The 19,433-nt window shown below is 65.9% G+C and carries 14 protein-coding genes; 11 read left to right on the top strand and 3 right to left on the bottom strand.

What is annotated here, in order from left to right; all coding sequences use genetic code 11:
• Window positions 1-66: 66 nt before the first annotated feature.
• Window positions 67-3,609 carry a hybrid sensor histidine kinase/response regulator gene (locus HBF24_RS15525; RefSeq protein WP_167174916.1) on the top strand — a complete coding sequence of 1,181 codons (3,543 nt, stop codon included), beginning with the start codon at window positions 67-69 and terminating at the stop codon, window positions 3,607-3,609.
• Window positions 3,610-3,727: 118 nt separating this feature from the next.
• Here the strand turns inward: HBF24_RS15525 and HBF24_RS15520 are convergent, their stop codons facing one another.
• Window positions 3,728-4,147, bottom strand: coding sequence for a DNA polymerase III subunit chi (locus HBF24_RS15520; protein ID WP_167174913.1), 420 nt, complete (start codon window positions 4,145-4,147; stop codon window positions 3,728-3,730).
• 115 nt (window positions 4,148-4,262) lie between these two features.
• The gene (locus HBF24_RS15515; protein ID WP_167174910.1) at window positions 4,263-5,738 is read right to left on the bottom strand and encodes a leucyl aminopeptidase; all 1,476 of its coding nucleotides are present in this window, start codon (window positions 5,736-5,738) and stop codon (window positions 4,263-4,265) included.
• 116 nt (window positions 5,739-5,854) lie between these two features.
• On the opposite strand from HBF24_RS15515, the gene lptF reads away from it, so the two are divergent.
• On the top strand, window positions 5,855-6,970 hold the full coding sequence (gene lptF, locus HBF24_RS15510; RefSeq protein ID WP_167174907.1) for an LPS export ABC transporter permease LptF: 1,116 nt from the start codon (window positions 5,855-5,857) through the stop codon (window positions 6,968-6,970).
• Window positions 6,967-8,061 carry an LPS export ABC transporter permease LptG gene (gene lptG, locus HBF24_RS15505; RefSeq protein WP_167174904.1) on the top strand — a complete coding sequence of 365 codons (1,095 nt, stop codon included), beginning with the start codon at window positions 6,967-6,969 and terminating at the stop codon, window positions 8,059-8,061. Before lptF ends, lptG begins: the two co-directional genes overlap by 4 nt.
• Before the next feature lie 21 nt (window positions 8,062-8,082).
• Here lptG and HBF24_RS15500 read toward each other — a convergent pair whose 3' ends face one another.
• Entirely contained in the window at window positions 8,083-8,568 is a 486-nt protein-coding gene (locus HBF24_RS15500) for an RDD family protein (RefSeq protein ID WP_167174902.1), read from the bottom strand.
• A 42-nt stretch (window positions 8,569-8,610) separates the two neighbouring features.
• Between HBF24_RS15500 and xerD the strand changes: the two genes are divergently transcribed.
• The 8 genes from xerD (at window position 8,611) to HBF24_RS15460 (ending at window position 19,433) form a co-directional block, all read left to right on the top strand.
• Window positions 8,611-9,522, top strand: a complete 912-nt coding sequence (gene xerD / locus HBF24_RS15495) for a site-specific tyrosine recombinase XerD (protein WP_167174899.1) — start codon at window positions 8,611-8,613, stop codon at window positions 9,520-9,522.
• 90 nt (window positions 9,523-9,612) lie between these two features.
• On the top strand, window positions 9,613-10,392 hold the full coding sequence (locus tag HBF24_RS15490; RefSeq protein ID WP_167174896.1) for a DsbC family protein: 780 nt from the start codon (window positions 9,613-9,615) through the stop codon (window positions 10,390-10,392).
• Window positions 10,393-10,485: 93 nt separating this feature from the next.
• Complete coding sequence (gene purL, locus HBF24_RS15485; RefSeq protein ID WP_167174893.1) at window positions 10,486-14,349, top strand: phosphoribosylformylglycinamidine synthase; 3,864 nt, start codon at window positions 10,486-10,488, stop codon at window positions 14,347-14,349.
• A 49-nt stretch (window positions 14,350-14,398) separates the two neighbouring features.
• Window positions 14,399-15,268, top strand: a complete 870-nt coding sequence (locus tag HBF24_RS15480) for a glycosyltransferase family 2 protein (protein ID WP_167174890.1) — start codon at window positions 14,399-14,401, stop codon at window positions 15,266-15,268.
• 171 nt (window positions 15,269-15,439) lie between these two features.
• Window positions 15,440-17,164, top strand: coding sequence for a type II secretion system ATPase GspE (gene gspE, locus HBF24_RS15475; RefSeq protein ID WP_167174887.1), 1,725 nt, complete (start codon window positions 15,440-15,442; stop codon window positions 17,162-17,164).
• A 6-nt stretch (window positions 17,165-17,170) separates the two neighbouring features.
• Window positions 17,171-18,388 carry a type II secretion system F family protein gene (locus HBF24_RS15470; RefSeq protein ID WP_167174884.1) on the top strand — a complete coding sequence of 406 codons (1,218 nt, stop codon included), beginning with the start codon at window positions 17,171-17,173 and terminating at the stop codon, window positions 18,386-18,388.
• Between the two features lie 42 nt (window positions 18,389-18,430).
• Window positions 18,431-18,862 (top strand): type II secretion system major pseudopilin GspG, encoded by a 432-nt coding sequence (gene gspG / locus HBF24_RS15465; RefSeq protein WP_167174881.1) that lies wholly within the window; start codon window positions 18,431-18,433, stop codon window positions 18,860-18,862.
• A gap of 94 nt (window positions 18,863-18,956) precedes the next feature.
• The gene (locus HBF24_RS15460; protein WP_167174878.1) at window positions 18,957-19,433 is read left to right on the top strand and encodes a GspH/FimT family pseudopilin; all 477 of its coding nucleotides are present in this window, start codon (window positions 18,957-18,959) and stop codon (window positions 19,431-19,433) included.

Genomic DNA, 19,433 nt, shown 5'->3' with positions numbered 1-19,433 from the left:
GTCGGGCGTTGGAATTTATGTACGCGCGTGCCGACGCTTGGGCCATCGCGTTTGGGGGAATTGCCCATGTTGTTCGCCGCCATGTCGCTGGGCGCCGCGCTGGTTTCCGGGTCCGCGCCCACGGTTGCCCGTCCGCGCGGACCGGTGCCGACGCCTCAGTTTCGCACCTATGGCGTCGATGACGGGCTGCCATCGACAGAGACGTACGCCCTGGCCCAGGATCGCCAGGGTTACATCTGGGTTGGAACCCGCGATGGGCTGGCCCGCTTCGACGGCCAGCAATTTCGCGTGTTCCGTCACCGCCCGGATGATCCGTCATCGCTGCCGGCCAATTTTGTCACCGGTCTTCTGGTGGGACGCGACGGGCACCTATGGGTCGGCGGCGAGAGTGCCGGGCTGAATCTGTATCAGCCCAAGACCGGCGGATTCCGGCATTGGCTGCATGACCCGGATGACCCGCACAGCATTGCCGGCAACGATGTGGATTCCATCGCGCAGACGCCGGATGGCTCGATCTGGGCGGCCATTGACCAAGTGGGCCTGGATCGCCTGGTGCCTGGGACCGATCGCTTCGAGCATCTGGTGCACCGCGATGGCGATGCACACAGCATCGCCTCCAACTGGGTACTGGCGCTGCGGGCCGATGCGCGGGGCAATCTCTGGATCGGGTCGGCGGTCGGTCTGGACGTGCGCCGTGCCGACGGTCGCATCGAGCATGTGCATTTTCCCGGGCATGGGCGCAATGATGTCTGGCGCATTGATGTGCAAAACGGTCAGGTACGCGTCGCCACTGCACGAGGGCTGTTCGTCGTCGATCATGACCTGACGGCACATCGGGTGGCCCCCGGGGCGTTGCCGGGGCAGTTGGTGACGTCCAGCCTGCGTGCTGACGATGGCAGCCTGTGGGTGACCTCGCGCAATGGCATCTTCCGGGTCGACACGGCGGATCATGCCGAGCATTTCACCGGTCACCCCTTGCTACCGGGAGGTCTGGGCGGTCATTTCTTCTGGCAGGTGATCGCCGACCGGGAGGGTGGCCTGTGGTTTGCCTCGCGTGATGGTGGGTTGAGCTACCTGGCTCCCACCTGGCGTGATTTCACCCATTTTCGCCATGTGCCGGATGCCCCTCAGTCACTGACCCATTCGCATGTGATCGCGCTGGCGGAGGACCAGGGGTGCCTGCTGGTGGGCGGCGCCAACGGGCAGCTTGACCGGCTTGATCCGGACACCGGCAAAGTGGTGCATCTGGGACCACGGTTGGGTTTGAACGGCGAGCGGGTGGTGGCCGCGGCAGCCACGCCGTCAGGTCTGATCTGGGTCGGTTACAACACCGGGGCGGCGTTGATCGATCCAGTCACGGGCGAGCGCAAGGTCACTGTGAAAACGCCCTACATGGTGACCGGCATCATTACCGATGGTGATCGGGGCGCCTATCTGCAATCGGATTTTCAGGGCGTGAGCTACGTCACCGCAGCGGGCAAGCGGACCCCGCTGATCTCGGCAAATGCCGGGCCGGATGGCTCCACGGCCCTGCAGATGAGTCTGATCGATGGCCATCTTTGGCGTGCCACGCGCGCCGGGTTGTCCCAGCTCACTGCGGACGGCAAGCGTTTCCAGTTCGTGCCGGGCGTCAGCCGTGGCCGGATAGATGCGTTCGATGTACGGGGTGACCAGCTCTGGCTGGTCAGTACGCAGCACCTGATGATGTACCGGCGTGAAGCAGGCGGGCGTTGGTCCCTGCAGCGCGATGTGGTGGCCGGCGATGGCTGGTCCGGTACGCGTGTGCATGCGCTGGTGGCAGACCGGTACGGCCATGTCTGGCTGGCCAGCGAGGATGGCCTGTGGCGCTACGATGTGGCCAGTGGCCACTTTCGTGTCTACGGGGTGCATGACGGTCTGCCCGGGTCGGAGTTCACCTCCAAGGACGTGGTGATCGGAGCCCACGGCACGGTGTACATGGGCACCATCGGCGGGGTGGTTGGATTTCGCCCCGGGCAGATGTCCGACCGGGTGTTTCCGCCAACGCTGGTACTTGAGTCAGTGCAGGTGCGACGCCACGGCGAGGATGTGTCCCTGGTCGCCAAGCAGGGGCATCGGACGGTGCGCTGGGATGATCGTGACCTGCGCATACGGGTTCAGGCGCTGTCCTACGTCAATCCGTCCGCGGTGCACTATCGCTTTCGCCTGAAGGGGTTCGACACCCGCTGGGTGGATACCGGTGCCCACAATGTGCGCCAGTTCGCCGCGCTGTCGGCGGGCCACTACGAGCTGCAGGTGGAAGCTGCCGGCGCGGACGGTCACTGGGCGGCGCTGGCAGTTCCGGTGCGTTTCGATGTGGCGGCACCACCCTGGTTGCGACCGTGGGCCTTTGTCGCTTATGCGCTGGCCATAGCGGGCCTTATCTGGCTGGTTCTGGTGCTGTGGAAACGGCGTATCGAACAACGCCATCGTATCCTGCTGGCCGAACAGCGCCATCAGCTGGCCGAGGAGCGGCGCGAGCTGGCCGAGCAGGCCAGCGCCGCCAAGACCGGGTTCCTGGCTACACTGGGGCACGAAATCCGTACGCCCATGACCGGCGTGCTGGGCATGGCCGAGTTGCTGGCGCATGCCCCGATTGGCGAACGCGAGCGACGGTTTGCCGAGGCCATCCAGCGTTCGGGCAGTGTCCTGCTCAAGCTGGTCAACGATGCGCTGGATCTGGCGCGAATCGAGGCGCGCCGCCTGCAGCTGGAACCGGAGGTGATCGACCCGGTCGCGGTGACGCGCGAAGTGGTGGATCTGCAGTCCGGGCTGGCCGTTAGCAAGGGACTGACGATGCAGCTGCATGCCGCGGACGGGCTACCTGCGCGGGTGGTTGGCGACGGCCGGCGTCTGCGTCAGATCCTGCAGAACCTGATCAACAATGCGGTGAAATTCACCGAGCGGGGGCGTGTCGATGTACGGCTGAGCTGTGCGCCCGAAGGGCTTCACTTCACGGTCGAGGACACCGGCCAGGGCATTGCGCAGAGCAGCCGCGAGCGCCTGTTCCAGCGATATGAGCAGGGTGACACGCCGCAACGCCAGGCCGGTAGCGGACTGGGCCTGGCCATCTGCCGTGAGCTGGTGGCGCTGATGCAGGGGCGCATCGAACTTGAATCGGTGCCGGGGCAGGGTAGTCGTTTCGATGTCTGGCTGCCGCTGCCCGAGGCGGCGCCCGAGGTGGCGCCGGCGAGGATGGATGACACGCCGATGCCGAATCTTTCGATTCTGCTGGTTGAGGACGATGCCACCGTGGCCGAGGTGGTCACCGGTTTGTTGGAAGCGCAGGGGCATCACGTGACCCATGCCGGCGACGGCCTGGCGGCGCTCAGTACCTGGCAGGCCGGTCATTTCGATGTCGCGTTGATGGATCTGGACCTGCCGGGCATCGACGGGTTTCGCGTCACTCAGATGATCCGCGCCCAGGAGGGCCAGGCGCACATGCCGGTGATTGCCATCACCGCGCGCTCTGGGGGCGATGAACAGGCGCGCGCCATGGATGCCGGCATGGATGCATTTTTGCGCAAGCCGGTCAGTGGTGAGCAGCTGGATTCGGTGTTGCGGCAAGTGCTGTGCACCAGCCGGTGCTGAGTTGTCGATGCGCCAGCGCCGCTTGGGTTCGTGTGGGGGGTAGGCCGTAGCATCGCCGGGCAAGACAAGGCGGCCTCGCCGGTCGCCTTGTCTGCAGATTCCAGCTTGAGCCATCGCCCTACATGTCGTGCTTGGCGATCTCGAAGCCGCGCTGCTTGTACTGGCGCCAGCGCTGGCGCGAGCCTTCGCGTTCGGCCGGATCGGCGGCGACCACTTCCAGCACGCGCTGGTACTGACCGCTGGCGATCGTCTCGCGCAGGTTGATCACCAGGGGCCGGTCCTGCACCTCGGTATCCGGTGGCACGATCAGTACCGCCGTGATGTCATCGTCCTCGTCACCGGCAATCTGGTGCGGAATGAACGCATCCTCGTCGAATGACCACAGCAGGTCGTCCAGCGTGTCGGCCTGCTCGAAGTCGCGTGTCAGCACCAGGGTCGGCTGCTGTGCGGCCATCGCCTTGCGCGCCAGCTCACACACCAGCAGCAGCGGCTGCTCGCGGAAGCGGGGCTTGTCGATCAGATAGAAATCAGCGCGCATCGGATGATCAGTCGGAAAGTGCGGGGCAGGGCATCAAGGAGTGGAAGCGAAAGATACTGGCGTCGAGCCGCGAGTCATCTCTCACTTTCCACTCCTCTTTACTCACTACTTCGGCTTACTTGGCGCTCTGCTCGATCAGCCACTGGCTGAGCAGCGATACCGGGCGACCAGTGGCCAGGCCCTTGCGGCCGTCATCCCAGGCGGTACCGGCAATGTCGATGTGCGCCCAGCGCTGACCTTCGGCAAAGCGTGACAGGAAGCAGGCCGCGGTGATGGCGCCGGCCGGCTTGCCGCCGATGTTGGCAAAATCGGCAAAGCCCGACTCCAGCTGGCTCTGATACTCGTCCCACAGTGGCATGCGCCAGGCGCGGTCCAGTGTTTCCTCGCCGGCGGCCAGCAGCTCCTCGGCCAGGTCGTCGTGCTTGCTCATGATCGCCGAGGCGTGCTTGCCCAGGGCGATGACGCAGGCGCCGGTCAGGGTGGCGGCATCGACCAGGGCCTTGGGCTCAAAGCGCTGCGCGTAGGTCAGCGCGTCGCACAGGATCAGGCGGCCTTCGGCATCGGTGTTGAGCACTTCGACGGTCTGCCCGGACATGGTGGTGACCACATCGCTGGGGCGGTAGCTGTCGCCGTCGGGCATGTTTTCCACCGACGGCACCACGCAGACCAGGTTGACGGCCAGCTTCATCTTTACCGCCGCGGTGAAGGTGCCAAGCATGCCGGCGGCGCCGCACATGTCGAACTTCATTTCTTCCATGCCCGGGCCGGGCTTCAGGCTGATGCCACCCGAATCGAAGGTGACACCCTTGCCGACCAGCACGTATGGCTTGTCGCCGTCCTTGCCGCCGTTCCACTTGAGCACCACCAGGCGCGGCGGGTTGGCCGAACCGCGGCCGACGGCCAGCAGCGAGTGCATGCCCAGCTCGGCCATCTGCTCAGGTTCCAGCACTTCGGCCTCGACGCCCTCGTGAGCTTCGGCGAAGGCCTTGGCCTGCTCGCCCAGGTACTTCGGCGTGCAGATGTTGGGCGGCAGATTGCCCAGCTCGCGGGCATGGCGCACGCCTTCGGCGATGCCGGCGGCCTGATCCAGGCCCGCCTGTGCGGTGCTGTCACCGGCAAAAGCGATCGCTTCCAGGCTCAGCGCGGCCGGCTTCACCGTGGCGCCGTAGCGGTAGGCGACATGGTCGGTGGCCAGCGCCGCGGTGCGCACACGCCAGGCGCTGTCGCGACCGGGCACGTTCAGCTCGCTCAGCCAGCTGGCGGCCTGCTTCACGGTGAGCTTGGTCACCGCACGCGCCGCTTCGGTGCATGCGCGCTTGAAACGGGCGGCATCGAAGCTCTTCTCGGCACCCAGGCCAACCGCCAGCACACGCTTGGCGGTCACGCCGGACAGATCAAACAGTACCTGCGTGTTGCCGACCTTGCCGCTGACGTCACCGGCCTCGATACGACGCTTGATGGCGCCACCGCTGGCGCTGTCGATACGCGCCGCGGCACTGCTCAGGGTACCGTTTTCGTACACGCCGACAATGGCGCAGGGGGTATCGGTGGTTTCGGGGGCGTCGGACTGGAGGCTGAACTGAAGCGTCATGGGGATGTCCTGTTCTTCTAGCCCGCCGGGGGTGCCGACAGGCTACACTCACGGTTTGTCGCGCCTGGCTGCAAAGCCGTGGCCGGCACGACGCGAAAACCCCAAGTGTATCGCTAATGCTGCGTATTCTCGATCGTTACTTCCTGCGTGAATTGCTGTTTTCCGTACTGGGTACGGCCATTGTGTTGCTGGTCATCGTCACCGGCGGCACCTTTGCGGCCGTGCTCAAGCAGGTGGCCAACGGCAGCTTTCCGGCCAGCGTGATGTTCGAGGTGCTGGGCCTGCGCATGATCGACGTGCAGACTGCGCTGTTGCCGATGGCGCTGTTTCTGGGGGTACTCACCGCGCTGGGGCGCCTTTATCGCGACAGCGAGATGCATGTGCTGGCCTCATCGGGCATGGGCCCGCGTGGTCTGTTGCGCCCGGTGATGCTGCTGGGCCTGCCAATGGTGACGCTGATCGCCCTGATATCGCTATGGTGGGGGCCCTGGTCGGTGCGCACCGCCAACGCGCTGGTCGAACAGGCCAATCGCTCGGTGATCGCGGCGGGCCTGGAGGCCGGGCAATTCACCGAGCTGCCGGGCAAGGGGGGCATCATTTTTGTCGATTCGATGAACGCCGCCGGGACCAAACTGGGCAAGGTGTTCGTGGCCAGCGACAAACCTGGCGACAAGACGCACCCGCCGAAAATCAACGTGATCACCGCCAAGCGCGGTCAGCTGTATCAGGAAAGTGACGGCGCCGGCCGCTTCCTGGCGCTATTTGATGGTTGGCGCTACGAGCTTCCCATGGGGCATCTGAACTGGCGGCGCATGCAGTACGCACGTCAGGATGCGGCCTTGTCCTCGGTACAGCCCGGCGATGACGGTGGCGACAATGATCCCATCCATGAAATGTCCACCGGCAAGCTGTTCGGCGCAAGGTCGTCCGAACAACGCGCCGAGCTGGCCTGGCGCATTGCCTCGCCGATGGCTTCGTTGGTGCTGATCCTGCTGGCCTTGCCGCTGTCGCGCCAGACCCCACGTGAACCACGTTACGGTCGTTTGCTGATTGCGGTACTGAGCTACTTCATCTATCTGGGCCTGCTTTCGTTCGGTCGCGCGCTGATCGGCCAGGGCAAGGTGCCCAACAGCGCGCCACTCTGGGGGCTGCACCTGGCCGTGGCGGCACTGGCGCTGTGGATGTTCTGGAACCAGTACCGCGCCCGCGTGCCGAAGGGAGCCAAGGCATGATCCGCATCAAACGTGCCGACCGCCTGATCGCCGGCAGCGTGCTGGGTTCATTGCTGATCGTGTGGGTGGTGCTGGTCGGCTTCGATACGCTGACCCAGTTTCTGCGTCAGCTGGGCGATGTCGGCAAGCATGGCTACACGCTGGCCGAGGCGGCGGTGTACATCGGCATGACGGTGCCGCGGCGCCTGTATGAATACTTCAGTTTTGCCGGTTTGATCGGTGGTCTCTTGGGTCTGGGAGGGCTGGCCGCCAGTGGCGAGCTGACCGCATTGCGTGCGGCCGGCATGTCCAAGCTGCGTATTGCCGCCTCGGTGGTGGCGGTGGTGGCGGCGCTGACCGCGGTGGTGGTGCTGATGGGCGAGACCGTGGGTCCGCTGGGGGACCAGGCCGCGCAGGCCATGCAGGTGCGATTGCGCTCCAACAATCTGGGCCTGACCCGCGGCAGCGGTCTGTGGGCGCGCGATGGTCACGACATCATCAATGCCAAGGCGGCGCAGGCGGTGGAAAAGGACGGTCACCCCTCGGTGCAGCTGGCCGACGTGCGCGTGTTCACGCTGACCGACGACGGCCAGCTGACGCAGTTCTCCTGGGCGCGCACGGCCGATCACATCGGCGGCACCTGGACCTTGCATGATGTGCAAAATACTACGCTCGATGCCAAGGGCACGCATGCCAGCACAGCCAAGGATCAGGTCTGGCATTCCAGTCTGAATCCGCGTGTGCTGGAGCAGTCGATCGTGCATCCGGAATATCTGTCGATGGTCGATCTGCAGCGCAATATCCGCTATCTGGAGCGTAACGGACAGAATCCGGGCGTGTACGCCAGCGCCTTCTGGGCGCGTGCGCTGTATCCGTTGAACGTATTGGCGCTGGTGCTGTGCGCGATGCCATTCGCCTTTGGTGGGCTGCGTTCGGGCGGCTTGGGCAAGCGCCTTTTCATCGGCATTCTGCTGGCGGTGGCCTGGTACTTCCTGCAGCGTTCGCTGACCAGCATGGGTTCGGTATACGGCATTCCGCCGCTGCTTTCCAACCTGCTGCCGGCGCTGGTGTTGCTGGGTGTGGCCGGCTACTACTTCCGGCGTCACGCCTAGCCGCCTGAACCGCCGAGCTGACTACAGCCGCTGACGCAGCTCGGTACCGGCGGCCAGGTCGTGCAGGGCGCGCCGGCGCGGATCGAAGGCCGCCCAGGCAAAATCCAGCGCCCAGACCAGCAGCACCAAGGCGATTGCCGACCCGGCTCCGGTCCACGGCGTCAGTGCCAGCAGCAACAAGGGCGCGGCGGCGGCGGCGAAGCGGATCAGTGCTTGACGCCAGCGCGGCGCAGCGCCGCTGGCGGTGCACACACGGATGCGCCACGGGCGCATGCCCAGTGTCTGCCCACCGCGCAGCCAGGAGGCCAGGAAATACGCGCCCAGCGCCGCCAGCAGCGTCAGCCGGTACCACAGCGCCGACGGGTCCAGCGTGCCGGCGGTCAGCAGCAGGCAGACCATGATGGTGACCATCACCACCGCGGCCATGGCGAAAAGGTCGTAGCCCAGCGCGGCCAGGCGCCGCCACAGCGGTGCGGGCAGGTGAAAGGCAGTGGTTTCGGCATTCATGATGCTTGCGCAGCTCCCCGGCTTGAGGCCAGCATCGCTTGCATGGCTCACGACCTCCAACTTATCTCCAAAGCCGACCTCGCCGCCATCGACGCCTTCATCGAGCGCTTGTGGTCGGAAGATGGCCTGGCCGCGCGCACGCTCGATGCCTACCGGCGTGACCTGGAAGGTCTGGCGGCTTGGCAGGGCGCGCACGGGCGTCAGTTGATCGGCGCCAGTCGCGAGGATGTATCGCGTTATTTTGCCGAGCAGCGTGTCTCGACCCGCTCCATGGCGCGGCGCCAGAGCAGCTTCCGGCGCTTTTTCGCCATGCGAGCGCGCACCGAGCCGGGCGTCGATGATCCCACCTTGCTGCTGCAGCGTCCGGTACTGACGCGCAGCCTGCCCAAGGCCATCGGCGAGAAACAGATCGAAGCGCTGCTCGGCGCGCCGGATGTCAGCAGCCCCCTGGGTTTGCGCGATCGGGCGATGCTCGAGCTGATGTATGCCTCGGGACTGCGTGTGTCCGAACTGGTGGAACTGCCGCTGGCCGCACTGAACCTGCGCCAGGGCGTGTTGCGTGTCACCGGCAAGGGCGGCAAGGAGCGTCTGGTGCCGGTCGGCGAAACCGCGCTGGACTGGATCGTGCGCTATCTGCGCGAGGCACGTCCCGTGCTGGCGCGGGGCCGACAGCCGCTGGCGTTGTTTCTGTCCAACCGCGCGCAAGGCATGAGCCGGCAGATGTTCTGGGTGCTGGTCAAGCGCTATGCGATGAGCGTGGGCATCGACACCAAGCGTGTGTCGCCACATGTGCTGCGGCATTCGTTCGCTACGCATCTGCTCAACCATGGCGCCGATCTTCGCGCCCTGCAGATGCTGCTGGGCCACAGTGCGCTCAGCACCACGCAGATCTACACGTTGGTGGCGCGCGAGGGGCTCAAGCGCCTGCATGCCGATCACCATCCGCGCGGTTGACATAGCTGAACGGGCACGCACCGCCGATCGTGCGACAATGCGCGCCCCACATCGCCGGATATCCCCAACCGGCTCGTTCGAGGTTGTTGCATGAAAGTCTCGCTGAAGGCGTGGGTGCTGGCCGCTGCACTGCTCGTGGCCGGCACCGCGCAAGCCACCGATGCGGTGCAGACAGTGCGTCACACGCTGGAGAAGATTTCGCCGGGCGACACGTCCAGCCAGATCCGGAAAGCGCCGATGCCCGGTTTCTACCAGGCCCTGCTTGGCGGGCGCATGGTGTATGTCAGCGCCGATGGCCAATACGTGATGGACGGGCGTCTTTATGACACCCACGCCATGGTCGACCTGACCGGCCGCAGCATGCGCGCGGTGCGCTTGAAGGCGCTGGCCGGCCTGCCGGCGGCCGATCGCATCATCTTCTCGCCGCCGCACCCCAAGTACACGGTGACCGTGTTCACCGATGTCGATTGCGGTTACTGCCGTGCGCTGCACAAGGAAATCGGCGCCATCAACAAGCTTGGCATCGCCGTTCAATACGTGGCCTGGCCGCGTCAGGGCATCCACAAGGTGCCCAGTGGCGCCGAAACGCAGGCTTATCGCGAGGCGGTGAACGTGTGGTGTGCCAAGGATCGCAATGCCGCCTTCACCGCGGCGATGGACGGCCACAAGGCACCCAAGTCCGACTGCGCCAATCCGGTGGCCGATGAGTTCAAGCTGGGCATGAAGATCGGCGTCGATGGCACGCCGACGATCGTGGCCGGTGACGGCACCGTGCTGGGCGGCTACATGCGCCCGGGGCAGCTGTTGAGCGCGCTGCGCCAGCTTGATGCAGCGTCCGATGACAGCGCCGCGGCCGATGCCGGCCACTAAAGATCTGGGTTGGTCGCCGGCTTTGCCTGGCGGCCATTCGTGTTGCATTGCGGCATCAGTTACCATGCCGCTTTTATCAGCGTCGTTCCTGGCATGATCGCTCTCGACGGGCAAACCGCCCTTTCGCCGTTCCGTCTCGACCGCCTCAACGCCCGCCTGGATGCCGCGCATCGCGGCACACGGGCCGTGGCGGCGTGGTTTGTGTATTTCATCGACGCCGAGCAGGTGCCGGAAGGTGACGCCCGCGCGCGCCTTTTGGCGGTGCTGGAAGCGCGTGATGCCGACGCCGAGGATGCCTCGGTGTGGGTTACGCCGCGCTTTGGCACCATCTCGCCGTGGTCGAGCAAGGCTACCGACATTCTGCGCAGCGCCGGCTTCGATATCGCCCGTGTCGAGCGTGGCGTGGCCTATCGCCTGGACGAGCTGCCGGCGCCGGGCGCCGAGGGCCACGAGGCGGTGATGGCGGTGCTGCACGATGCCATGACCGAGTCGTATTTCAGCGACCGTGCCCAGGCCGATCACCTGTTCCTGCATGGCACACCGGGTCCGCTGGGCCGGGTCACGCTGGCCGGCGATGCCGGCGCCGCGCTGGCCGAGGCCAATCGCGAATTGGGCCTGGCCCTGGCCGAGGACGAAATCGAGTATCTGGCCGCCGCCTACGCCGAGATGGGCCGCGATCCCAGCGACGCCGAACTGATGATGTTCGCGCAGGCCAACTCCGAGCATTGCCGTCACAAGGTGTTCAACGCCAGCTGGACGGTCGACGGCCAGGACAAGGACGAAACCCTGTTCGGCATGATTCGCCACACGCACCAGTCCTCGCCGGCGTTCACGCTGTCGGCCTACAAGGACAACGCGGCGGTCATCGAGGGCAACGACGGCCAGCGCTTCATGGTCGATGGCGATGGCATCTGGCGTGCCCACGCCGAGGCCATTCCGTACGCCATCAAGGTTGAAACGCACAACCATCCCACCGCGATTGCGCCGTGGCCGGGCGCCTCCACCGGCGCCGGTGGTGAAATCCGCGACGAGGGCGCCACCGGTCGGGGTGGCAAGCCGAAGGCCGGTCTGGCCGGTTTCTCGGTGTCGCATCTGCGCATTCCGGGCATGGCGCGGCCGTGGGAGAACGAGCGCCCGTTGCCGGAGCGTTTCGCCACTGCGTTCGAGATCATGCGCGATGCGCCGCTGGGTGCGGCCGCTTTCAACAACGAGTTTGGCCGCCCGTGCCTGGGTGGCTATTTCCGCAGCTTCGAGGTCGAGAACGGCAAGCCCGGCGTGCGCCGAGGCTATGACAAGCCGATCATGATCGCCGGTGGCCTGGCCAACCTGCGTGACGGCCACGTGCAAAAGCGTGCGCTGGAGCCGGGTGACAAGGTGGTGGTGCTGGGCGGTCCGTCCATGCTGATTGGCCTGGGTGGCGGCGCCGCCTCGTCGATGAGCGGCGGCAGCTCCAGCGCCGAGCTCGATTTTGCCTCGGTGCAGCGCGACAACCCGGAAATGGAGCGGCGCTGCCAGGAAGTGATCGACGCCTGCTGTGCTCTGGGCGACGCCAATCCGATGGTGTCGATCCACGATGTCGGCGCCGGCGGCCTGTCCAACGCCATCCCCGAGCTGCTGCACGATGCCGGAGTAGGTGGCACGATTGATCTGTCGGCCATTCCTTGCGCCGATCCGTCGCTGACGCCGATGCAACTGTGGTGCAACGAATCGCAGGAACGCTACGTGCTGGCGTTGCGTCCGGCCGACGTGGCGCGCTTCGAGGCGCTGTGCCAGCGTGAGCGCTGCCCGTATGCGGTGGTCGGCGAGGCCACCGCGGCCGAGCATCTGCTGGTACACGACCCGCGTACCGATACCCGCGTGATCGACTTGTCCATGGACGTGCTGTTCGGCAAGCCGCCGCGCATGCACCGCGATGCCAGCCGCTACAAGCCGCGCATCGATCTGGTGCCGGATTTGTCCGGCATCGAGCTGGGTGAGGCGCTGTCGCGGGTGCTGCGCATGCCGGGCGTGGGCAGCAAGTCGTTCCTGGTGACCATCGGCGACCGCTCCGTAGGGGGCCTGTGTTCGCGTGATCCGATGGTCGGCCCCTGGCAGGTGCCGGTGGCCGATTGCGCGGTCACGACCACGGATTTTGAGGGCTATACCGGTGAAGCCATGGCCATGGCCGAGCGCGCACCGGTGGCGCTGCTGTCCTCGGCCGATGCCGCGCGCATCGCTGTGGGCGAGGCCATCACCAATCTGGCCGCGGCCAGTATCGGCGAGCTGGGCCAGGTGCGCCTGTCGGCCAACTGGATGGCAGCGGTCGACCACCCGGGCGAGGCGGCAGCGCTGTACGACGCCGTGCATGCGGTCGGCAAGGAACTGTGCCCGGCACTGGATATTTCCATACCGGTCGGCAAGGACTCGTTGTCCATGCAGACGGTATGGAACGACCCGCAGGCCGGCGAACAGCGCACCGTCTCGCCGGTGTCGCTGGTGATCACCGGCTTTGCGCGTGTCAATGATGTGCGCAAGACGCTGACACCGCAGTTGCGCCTGGATCAGGGCGACTCGGATCTGTGGCTGATCGACCTGGGCGGTGGTCGTGATCGCCTGGGTGGCTCGGCGCTGACGCAGGTGTTCAACCGTGGCGGCGGCGTGCCGCCGGACCTGAACGATCCGGCGCGCCTGAAGAGCCTGTTCAACCTGGTGCAGGAGGCCAACGCGGCGGGCCTGGTGCTGGCCTATCACGACCGTTCCGATGGCGGCGCCATTGTGACCTTGCTGGAAATGGCCTTCGCCGGTCATTGCGGCCTGGAAATCCATCTCGATGGCTGGGCCGAAGCGACGCTGCGCGCGTTGTTCAACGAGGAGCTGGGTGCCGTGCTGCAGGTGCCGCACACGCATCGCGAGGCCTTCGAGCAGTTGCTGGTCAAGCACGAGCTGACCGCCATGGCGCACCGCATCGGCCGGCCCAAGGAAAAGCTGGGTATCAAGCTTTACGTGGGCAACGAGTCGATCAAGAAGTGGAACTGGCAGCAGCTTTTCGGTGCCTGGTCGGAAACCAGCCACGCCATGCAGCGCCTGCGCGACAATCCGGCCAGCGCCGACGCCGAGGCCGAGTGGCGCGTCGACGATACCGATCCGGGTATCAGCCCCAAGCTCGGCTTCACGCCCGGCGAGGACATTGCCGCGCCGTACATCGCCCGTGGCCAGCGTCCGCGCATCGCGATCCTGCGCGAGCAGGGCGTCAACGGTCAGGTGGAGATGGCTGCCGCCTTCACCCGCGCCGGTTTCGATGCGGTCGATGTGCACATGAGCGACCTGATGGATGGCCGCTATACCCTGGATCAGTTCCGCGGTCTGGCCGCCTGCGGCGGCTTCTCCTATGGCGACGTGCTCGGCGCCGGTCGTGGCTGGGCCACGTCGATTCTCTATACCGAGCGTCTGCGCGCGCAGTTCGAGGCCTTTTTCGCCGACGACTCGCGCTTTGCACTGGGCGTGTGCAACGGCTGCCAGATGATGTCGCACCTGAAGGACATCATCCCCGGTGCCAAGCACTGGCCGCAGTTTCTGCGCAATGCCTCCGAGCAGTACGAGGCCCGCCTGGCCACGCTGGAAGTGCTCGACTCGCCGTCGATTCTGCTCAAGGGCATGGAGGGCTCGCGCATTCCGGTGGTAGTGGCGCACGGCGAGGGGCGCGTCGAATTCGAACGCTCCTGCAGCCCGTCCAAGAGCCGCCCCAGCCTGCGTTTCGTCGACAACCGCGGCAAGCCCACCGAGGACTATCCGCTGAATCCGAACGGTTCGCCGGGAGGCCTGACCGGCTTCACCGCCGCCGAGGGACGCGTCACCATCATGATGCCGCACCCCGAGCGCGTGTTCCGTAGCGTGCAGATGTCATGGACCCCGCCGGGCTGGGGTGAGGACTCACCGTGGATGCGCATGTTCCGTAATGCCCGCGTCTGGGTCGATTGATGATCCGGATGTGCCGCGTGCAGCGCCCTTCGCATGAGGGCAAGGCCGCATGAATCAGGGGCTGACCAGCGTCATCGTGGTCGCCGCCGACAGTGGCCCGATGCTGCGCGATTGTGTCGAGCGGGTGCTGGCCTGCAGTGCACCGCTGGAACTGATTGTCATCGACAACGATTCCAGTGATGGCGTGCCCGAGGCCCTGCAGCGGGCGCTTGCCTCGGAGGTGCGCCTGAAGGTGGTGTACAACCGTGCCAACCTGGGTTTCGGTGCCGCCGTCAATCGTGCCGAGGAAGTGGCCACGGGCGACGCACTGCTGATTCTCAACCCCGATTGCCTGCTCGAGCCGGACACGCTTTCGCGTCTGCGCTGCGTGCTGGACAATCATCTGCATGCCGGCGTGGTTGGTGCAGTGGTCATGGATGGCGATGGTACGCCGGATCCGGCCTCATGCAGGCGCGATCCGCTATTGCGCCGGGTACTGGCCACGTTGCGCAGGCGTGACGCGGAAGAAGGGCTCTATGTGACGCCGCCCTGGCCCGAGCATGTCGCCGAGGCGGAGGCGATCTCCGGTGCACTGATGCTGATGCCGCGCCGCGCGTTCCGAAACATAGAAGGTTTTGACGAGGACTATTTCCTGCATTTCGAGGATCTGGACCTGTGTCGCCGCCTGCGCGATGCGCACTACCAGGTGCTGCTGGCCGGCGACGTGCGCGTGCACCATGCCAAGGGCACCTCCAGCGCCCACCGGCCGGTATTTGTCTCTCGCCATAAACACGCCGGCATGTGGCGCTGGCTACGCCGATACGACCCGGCGCTGAAACGTCCGCTGACGGCGCTGACCGTCTGGCTGGGGCTATGGGCCCATTTCCTGGCGGAACTGCCGTTGTTGATGCTCAAACGGCGCCCACGCCCGCGTTCCTGAACCACCGGGCGCGATGGGTCATCGGTGGCGTGATGCCTGTCACGTTCACCGCGCACTGCCTCGCGTCCGTCATCGCCTTATGCTACCAATGGCCGATGCACGGATGGCCGTGGCACCTCAGTAGGTGACATGCGCTGAACATGGTGCGGCAAGGGAAGGGCAGGCGAGGTCATGGCGGCAGTGGCTCAGACAGGCGGGGGGCAGGCGGTACCGACAGCCGAGGTGCGCGTGTGCCAGTGGCTGGTCGAGCGCGGTCGTCTGAAGGAGGGCGACCTGGTTCGCGCGCGGCGCCTTTACGAGGAAACGCCCGATGGCACCCTGAGCGCCTTGCTGGCCCGGCTGGGCCTCGTCTCCGAGCGCGATTTGGCCGAGGCCTGGTCGGCGCAACTGGACGTGCCGCAGCTGTCGGCCCGCGAGGCACCGGAGTTGCCACCGGCCGACGTCGATGTCTCGGTGCGTTTCCTTCGCCAGCATCATGTGGTCCCCATCCAGACCGGCGAAGGTGGCGCGCTGGGCCTGCTGGTGGCCGATCCCGGTGATGCCTATCCGGTCGATGCCATGCGTCTGGCCTGTGGCCGTCCGCTGGCGCTGCATGTGGGACTGCGCAGCGAGATCGACGACCTGATCGAGCGCTACTACGGCCAGGGCCGTTCAGCCATGGGCACCATCGTCGAGAACATGGACGGTGTCTCGGCCGAAGAAGATGTCGAGCACCTGCGCGATCTGGCGTCCGAGGCGCCGGTGATCCGCCTGGTCAACCTGATCATCCAGCGCGCGGTCGAACAGCGCGCCTCGGATATCCACATCGAACCGTTCGAGAACCGGCTCAAGGTGCGCTATCGCATCGATGGCGTGCTGCATGAAGTGGAGGCGCCGCCGGCCAGCTCCACTTCGGCAGTGATCAGCCGCGTGAAGATCATGGCGCGGCTCAACATCGCCGAACGCCGTCTGCCGCAGGACGGACGCATCATGTTGCGCGTACAAGGCAAGGAGCTGGACCTTCGTGTATCCACCGTGCCAACCAGCTTCGGTGAATCGGTGGTGATGCGCATTCTGGATCGTGAATCGGTGGTGTTCGATTTCTCCACCTTGGGATTCACCGACGCCTTCCGCCAGCGCTTCATCGAAGTATTGAAGCGCCCGCACGGCATCTTGCTGGTGACCGGCCCCACCGGCTCGGGCAAGACCACCACGCTGTACACGGCGCTGTCGTCTATCAACACCGCCGACGTGAAGATCATCACCGTCGAGGACCCGGTCGAATATCAGCTGGAAGGCATCAACCAGATTCAGGTCAAACCGTCGATCGGGCTGGATTTTGCCGGCGCGCTGCGCTCGATCGTGCGCCAGGATCCGGACGTGATCATGATTGGCGAAATGCGCGATCTGGAAACCTGCCGCATTGCCATCCAGTCGGCACTGACCGGCCACCTGGTGTTGTCCACATTGCATACCAATTCCTCGGCCGGCGGCATCACGCGCCTGCTCGATATGGGCGTGGAGGATTACCTGCTCGGTTCCACCGTCAACGGCATCCTGGCGCAGCGCCTGGTGCGCCGCCTTGATCCGGATACGGCCATCGCCTACGAGGCGCCGCCGGAAGTGGTCGAAGAATTCGGTCTGGAGCGCTTCACCGACGAGCGCCCGATCCGGCTCTGGAAGCCGGGCCAGAGCGCGGCCAATCCCACCGGTTACCGCGGCCGTCACGCCATCATGGAGTTTTTGCCCATGAGCGATGCCTTGCGTCGGCTGGTGATGCAGCGCGCCGGGGCCAGCGAGATCGAGCGTGCCGCGCGCGAAGAGGGCATGCGCACCATGTTCGAGGATGGTCTGGCCAAGGCGGTGGCCGGACAGACCACCATCGAGGAAGTGCTGCGCGTGACCCAGGAGGATTGACCGGCCGTGGCGCAGTTTCGATATCGGGCCATCAATGCCGCCGGCGACATGCTGGAAGGGCAAATGGACGCGGCCAGCGTGCAGGAAGTGGTCACGCGCCTGCAGGATCAGGGCCACACCGCGCTGGATGCGGTGCCGGCCGATGCCGCGCCGCCGCGCTCGGCGCTGGCCGCACTGATGCAGCGCGGCCCGTTCAACGGCGCGCAGTTGGCGCAGTTCACCCATCAGCTGGCGACGCTGCTCGGTGCCGGCCAGCCACTGGATCGCGCCCTGGGCATTTTGCTGGAGCTGCCCGAGGGTGAGCGCGCGCGGCGCCTGGTCGAGCGCCTGCGCGAGCGTGTGCGCGGCGGCGGCACGCTGTCGCAGGCGCTGGATGAAGAACACGGCGTGTTCCCGCGTCTTTATGTGTCGCTGGTGCGTGCGGGCGAAGCCGGTGGCGCGCTGGATGTCACGCTGCGGCGCCTGGCCGATTATCTGGAACGCGCCCAGGCCATGCGCGGTGAAATCATCAATGCGTTGATCTATCCGGCCTTTTTGCTCACCGGTGTGCTCGGTTCGCTGGTGTTGCTGCTGGCCTACGTGGTGCCGCAGTTCGTGCCGATCTTTGCCGACATGGGCGTGCCGATTCCGTTCATCACCCGCGTGGTACTGGCGCTGGGCAGCGCCGTGCAGCATGGCTGGTGGATCGCGCTGATCGCCTTGATTGGCGGCTGGATGGTGATGCGCTCACGGCTGCGTCAAACCGAGTCGCGCCAGGCTTTCCATGCCTGGCTGTTGCGCGTGCGCATGCTCGGGCCATTGCTGCTGAAGATCGAGACCGCGCGCATCGCGCGCACGCTGGGCACGCTGCTCAGCAACGGCGTGCCGCTGATGCAGGCGCTGACCATTTCGCGTCAGGTTACCGGCAACAGCGCGCTGGATGCGGGGCTGGAGCAGGTCGCGGCCAGGGTCAAGGACGGCGCCGGGCTGGGCAGCGCGTTGGCCGAGGCCAAACTGTTGCCGCGGCTGGCGGTGCAGATGGTGCAGGTGGGCGAGGAAGCCGGCGAGCTCGACACCATGTTGCTGAAGGTGGCCGAGACCTTCGACAGCGAAAGCCGGCGCGCCATCGATCGCCTGCTGGCGGCGCTGGTGCCGGCGCTGACCATCGTCATGACGGTGCTGGTGGCCTTCATCATGGCTTCGATTCTGCTGCCGCTGCTCAGCCTGACCAGCAACATGGGCTGAGCACACATTGTTCGTTGTATCGCGTTGTTCGGGAGGAGTTTCATGCACAACTACAAGCGCGCCCACCGGCTGCCGCACACGCAGCACGGCTTTACCCTGCTGGAGATGCTGGCGGTGATCGTGCTGATTGGCATTGTCGGCGCCATCGTCGTCAGCCAGGTCGGCAAGAATGTGGACAAGGGCAAGTACGGTGCCGGCAAGGCGCAGCTGACCACCCTTGGTCAGAAGATCGAGAACTACGCGTTGGACAACGGTTCGCCGCCGCCCAAGCTCGATGATCTGGTCAACAAACCGTCCGATGCACCCAACTGGATGGGGCCGTACGCCAAGCCGTCTGAGCTGAAGGATCCGTGGGGCCACGCCTTTGGCTACCGCGCGCCGGGTGAGCACGGCAGCTACGACCTGATCTTCTACGGTCAGGACGGCAAGCCGGGTGGTGATGGCTTCAGCAAGGATGTCGGCAACTGGCAGTAAGGCCGGTCGCCGAGCATGTCGCATGCGTCCGCATGACGCGCCCGAAGTTTTTCGTGATGCCCGCTGGGGGACGGCGGGGCGCGCGGCCCCTTGCATGAAGGGTTGCCTATCCGCGAGGCGCGGCGCACGCGGCTTCACCTTGCTGGAAATGCTGGCAGTCATCTTGCTGATCGGCATCGCCGCGACGGTGGTTTCGGTATCCATTTCGCACGGTCTGAGCGGTGCGCGCGTGCGCGCGGCGGGCAGTGATCTCTCGGCCGCGCTGCGTTACACCCGGGCCCAGGCCATTGTGCATCGGCGCAGCGAAGTGTTGCGGGTAGACGTGGCCGCGCGTAGCTATCAGGCGCCTGGGCGTCCGGCCAAGCGCCTGCCCAGTGGCATGGCGCTGAAGGTGACCAGCGCCAGTGGCGACCAGCAGGGCGGTCATCTTGCCGGCATCCGTTTTTTCCCGGATGGCAGTTCCACCGGCGGGCGCATCACGCTGCGCCGCGGTGCGCGCGAGTGGCATGTCAACGTGGCCTGGCTCACCGGCGCCATCGAGGTGAAAGCGGTCAACCGGGGAGGTGCCTGA

This window comes from Oleiagrimonas sp. C23AA, from assembly GCF_011759385.1.
In the GTDB taxonomy this organism is placed as follows: domain Bacteria; phylum Pseudomonadota; class Gammaproteobacteria; order Xanthomonadales; family Rhodanobacteraceae; genus Oleiagrimonas.
Note: the sequence above shows the minus strand (reverse complement) of the source record. Positions and strands in the feature narration are given on the sequence as shown.

Bases quoted from the DNA above. Each gene is read 5' to 3' on its own strand.
- HBF24_RS15525 (WP_167174916.1), top strand. From the start codon at position 67: ATGTTGTTCGCCGCCATGTCGCTGGGCGCCGCGCTGGTTTCCGGGTCC.
- HBF24_RS15520 (WP_167174913.1), bottom strand. From the start codon at position 4,147: ATGCGCGCTGATTTCTATCTGATCGACAAGCCCCGCTTCCGCGAGCAG.
- HBF24_RS15515 (WP_167174910.1), bottom strand. From the start codon at position 5,738: ATGACGCTTCAGTTCAGCCTCCAGTCCGACGCCCCCGAAACCACCGAT.
- lptF (WP_167174907.1), top strand. From the start codon at position 5,855: ATGCTGCGTATTCTCGATCGTTACTTCCTGCGTGAATTGCTGTTTTCC.
- lptG (WP_167174904.1), top strand. From the start codon at position 6,967: ATGATCCGCATCAAACGTGCCGACCGCCTGATCGCCGGCAGCGTGCTG.
- HBF24_RS15500 (WP_167174902.1), bottom strand. From the start codon at position 8,568: ATGAATGCCGAAACCACTGCCTTTCACCTGCCCGCACCGCTGTGGCGG.
- xerD (WP_167174899.1), top strand. From the start codon at position 8,611: ATGGCTCACGACCTCCAACTTATCTCCAAAGCCGACCTCGCCGCCATC.
- HBF24_RS15490 (WP_167174896.1), top strand. From the start codon at position 9,613: ATGAAAGTCTCGCTGAAGGCGTGGGTGCTGGCCGCTGCACTGCTCGTG.
- purL (WP_167174893.1), top strand. From the start codon at position 10,486: ATGATCGCTCTCGACGGGCAAACCGCCCTTTCGCCGTTCCGTCTCGAC.
- HBF24_RS15480 (WP_167174890.1), top strand. From the start codon at position 14,399: ATGAATCAGGGGCTGACCAGCGTCATCGTGGTCGCCGCCGACAGTGGC.
- gspE (WP_167174887.1), top strand. From the start codon at position 15,440: ATGGCGGCAGTGGCTCAGACAGGCGGGGGGCAGGCGGTACCGACAGCC.
- gspG (WP_167174881.1), top strand. From the start codon at position 18,431: ATGCACAACTACAAGCGCGCCCACCGGCTGCCGCACACGCAGCACGGC.
- HBF24_RS15460 (WP_167174878.1), top strand. From the start codon at position 18,957: ATGAAGGGTTGCCTATCCGCGAGGCGCGGCGCACGCGGCTTCACCTTG.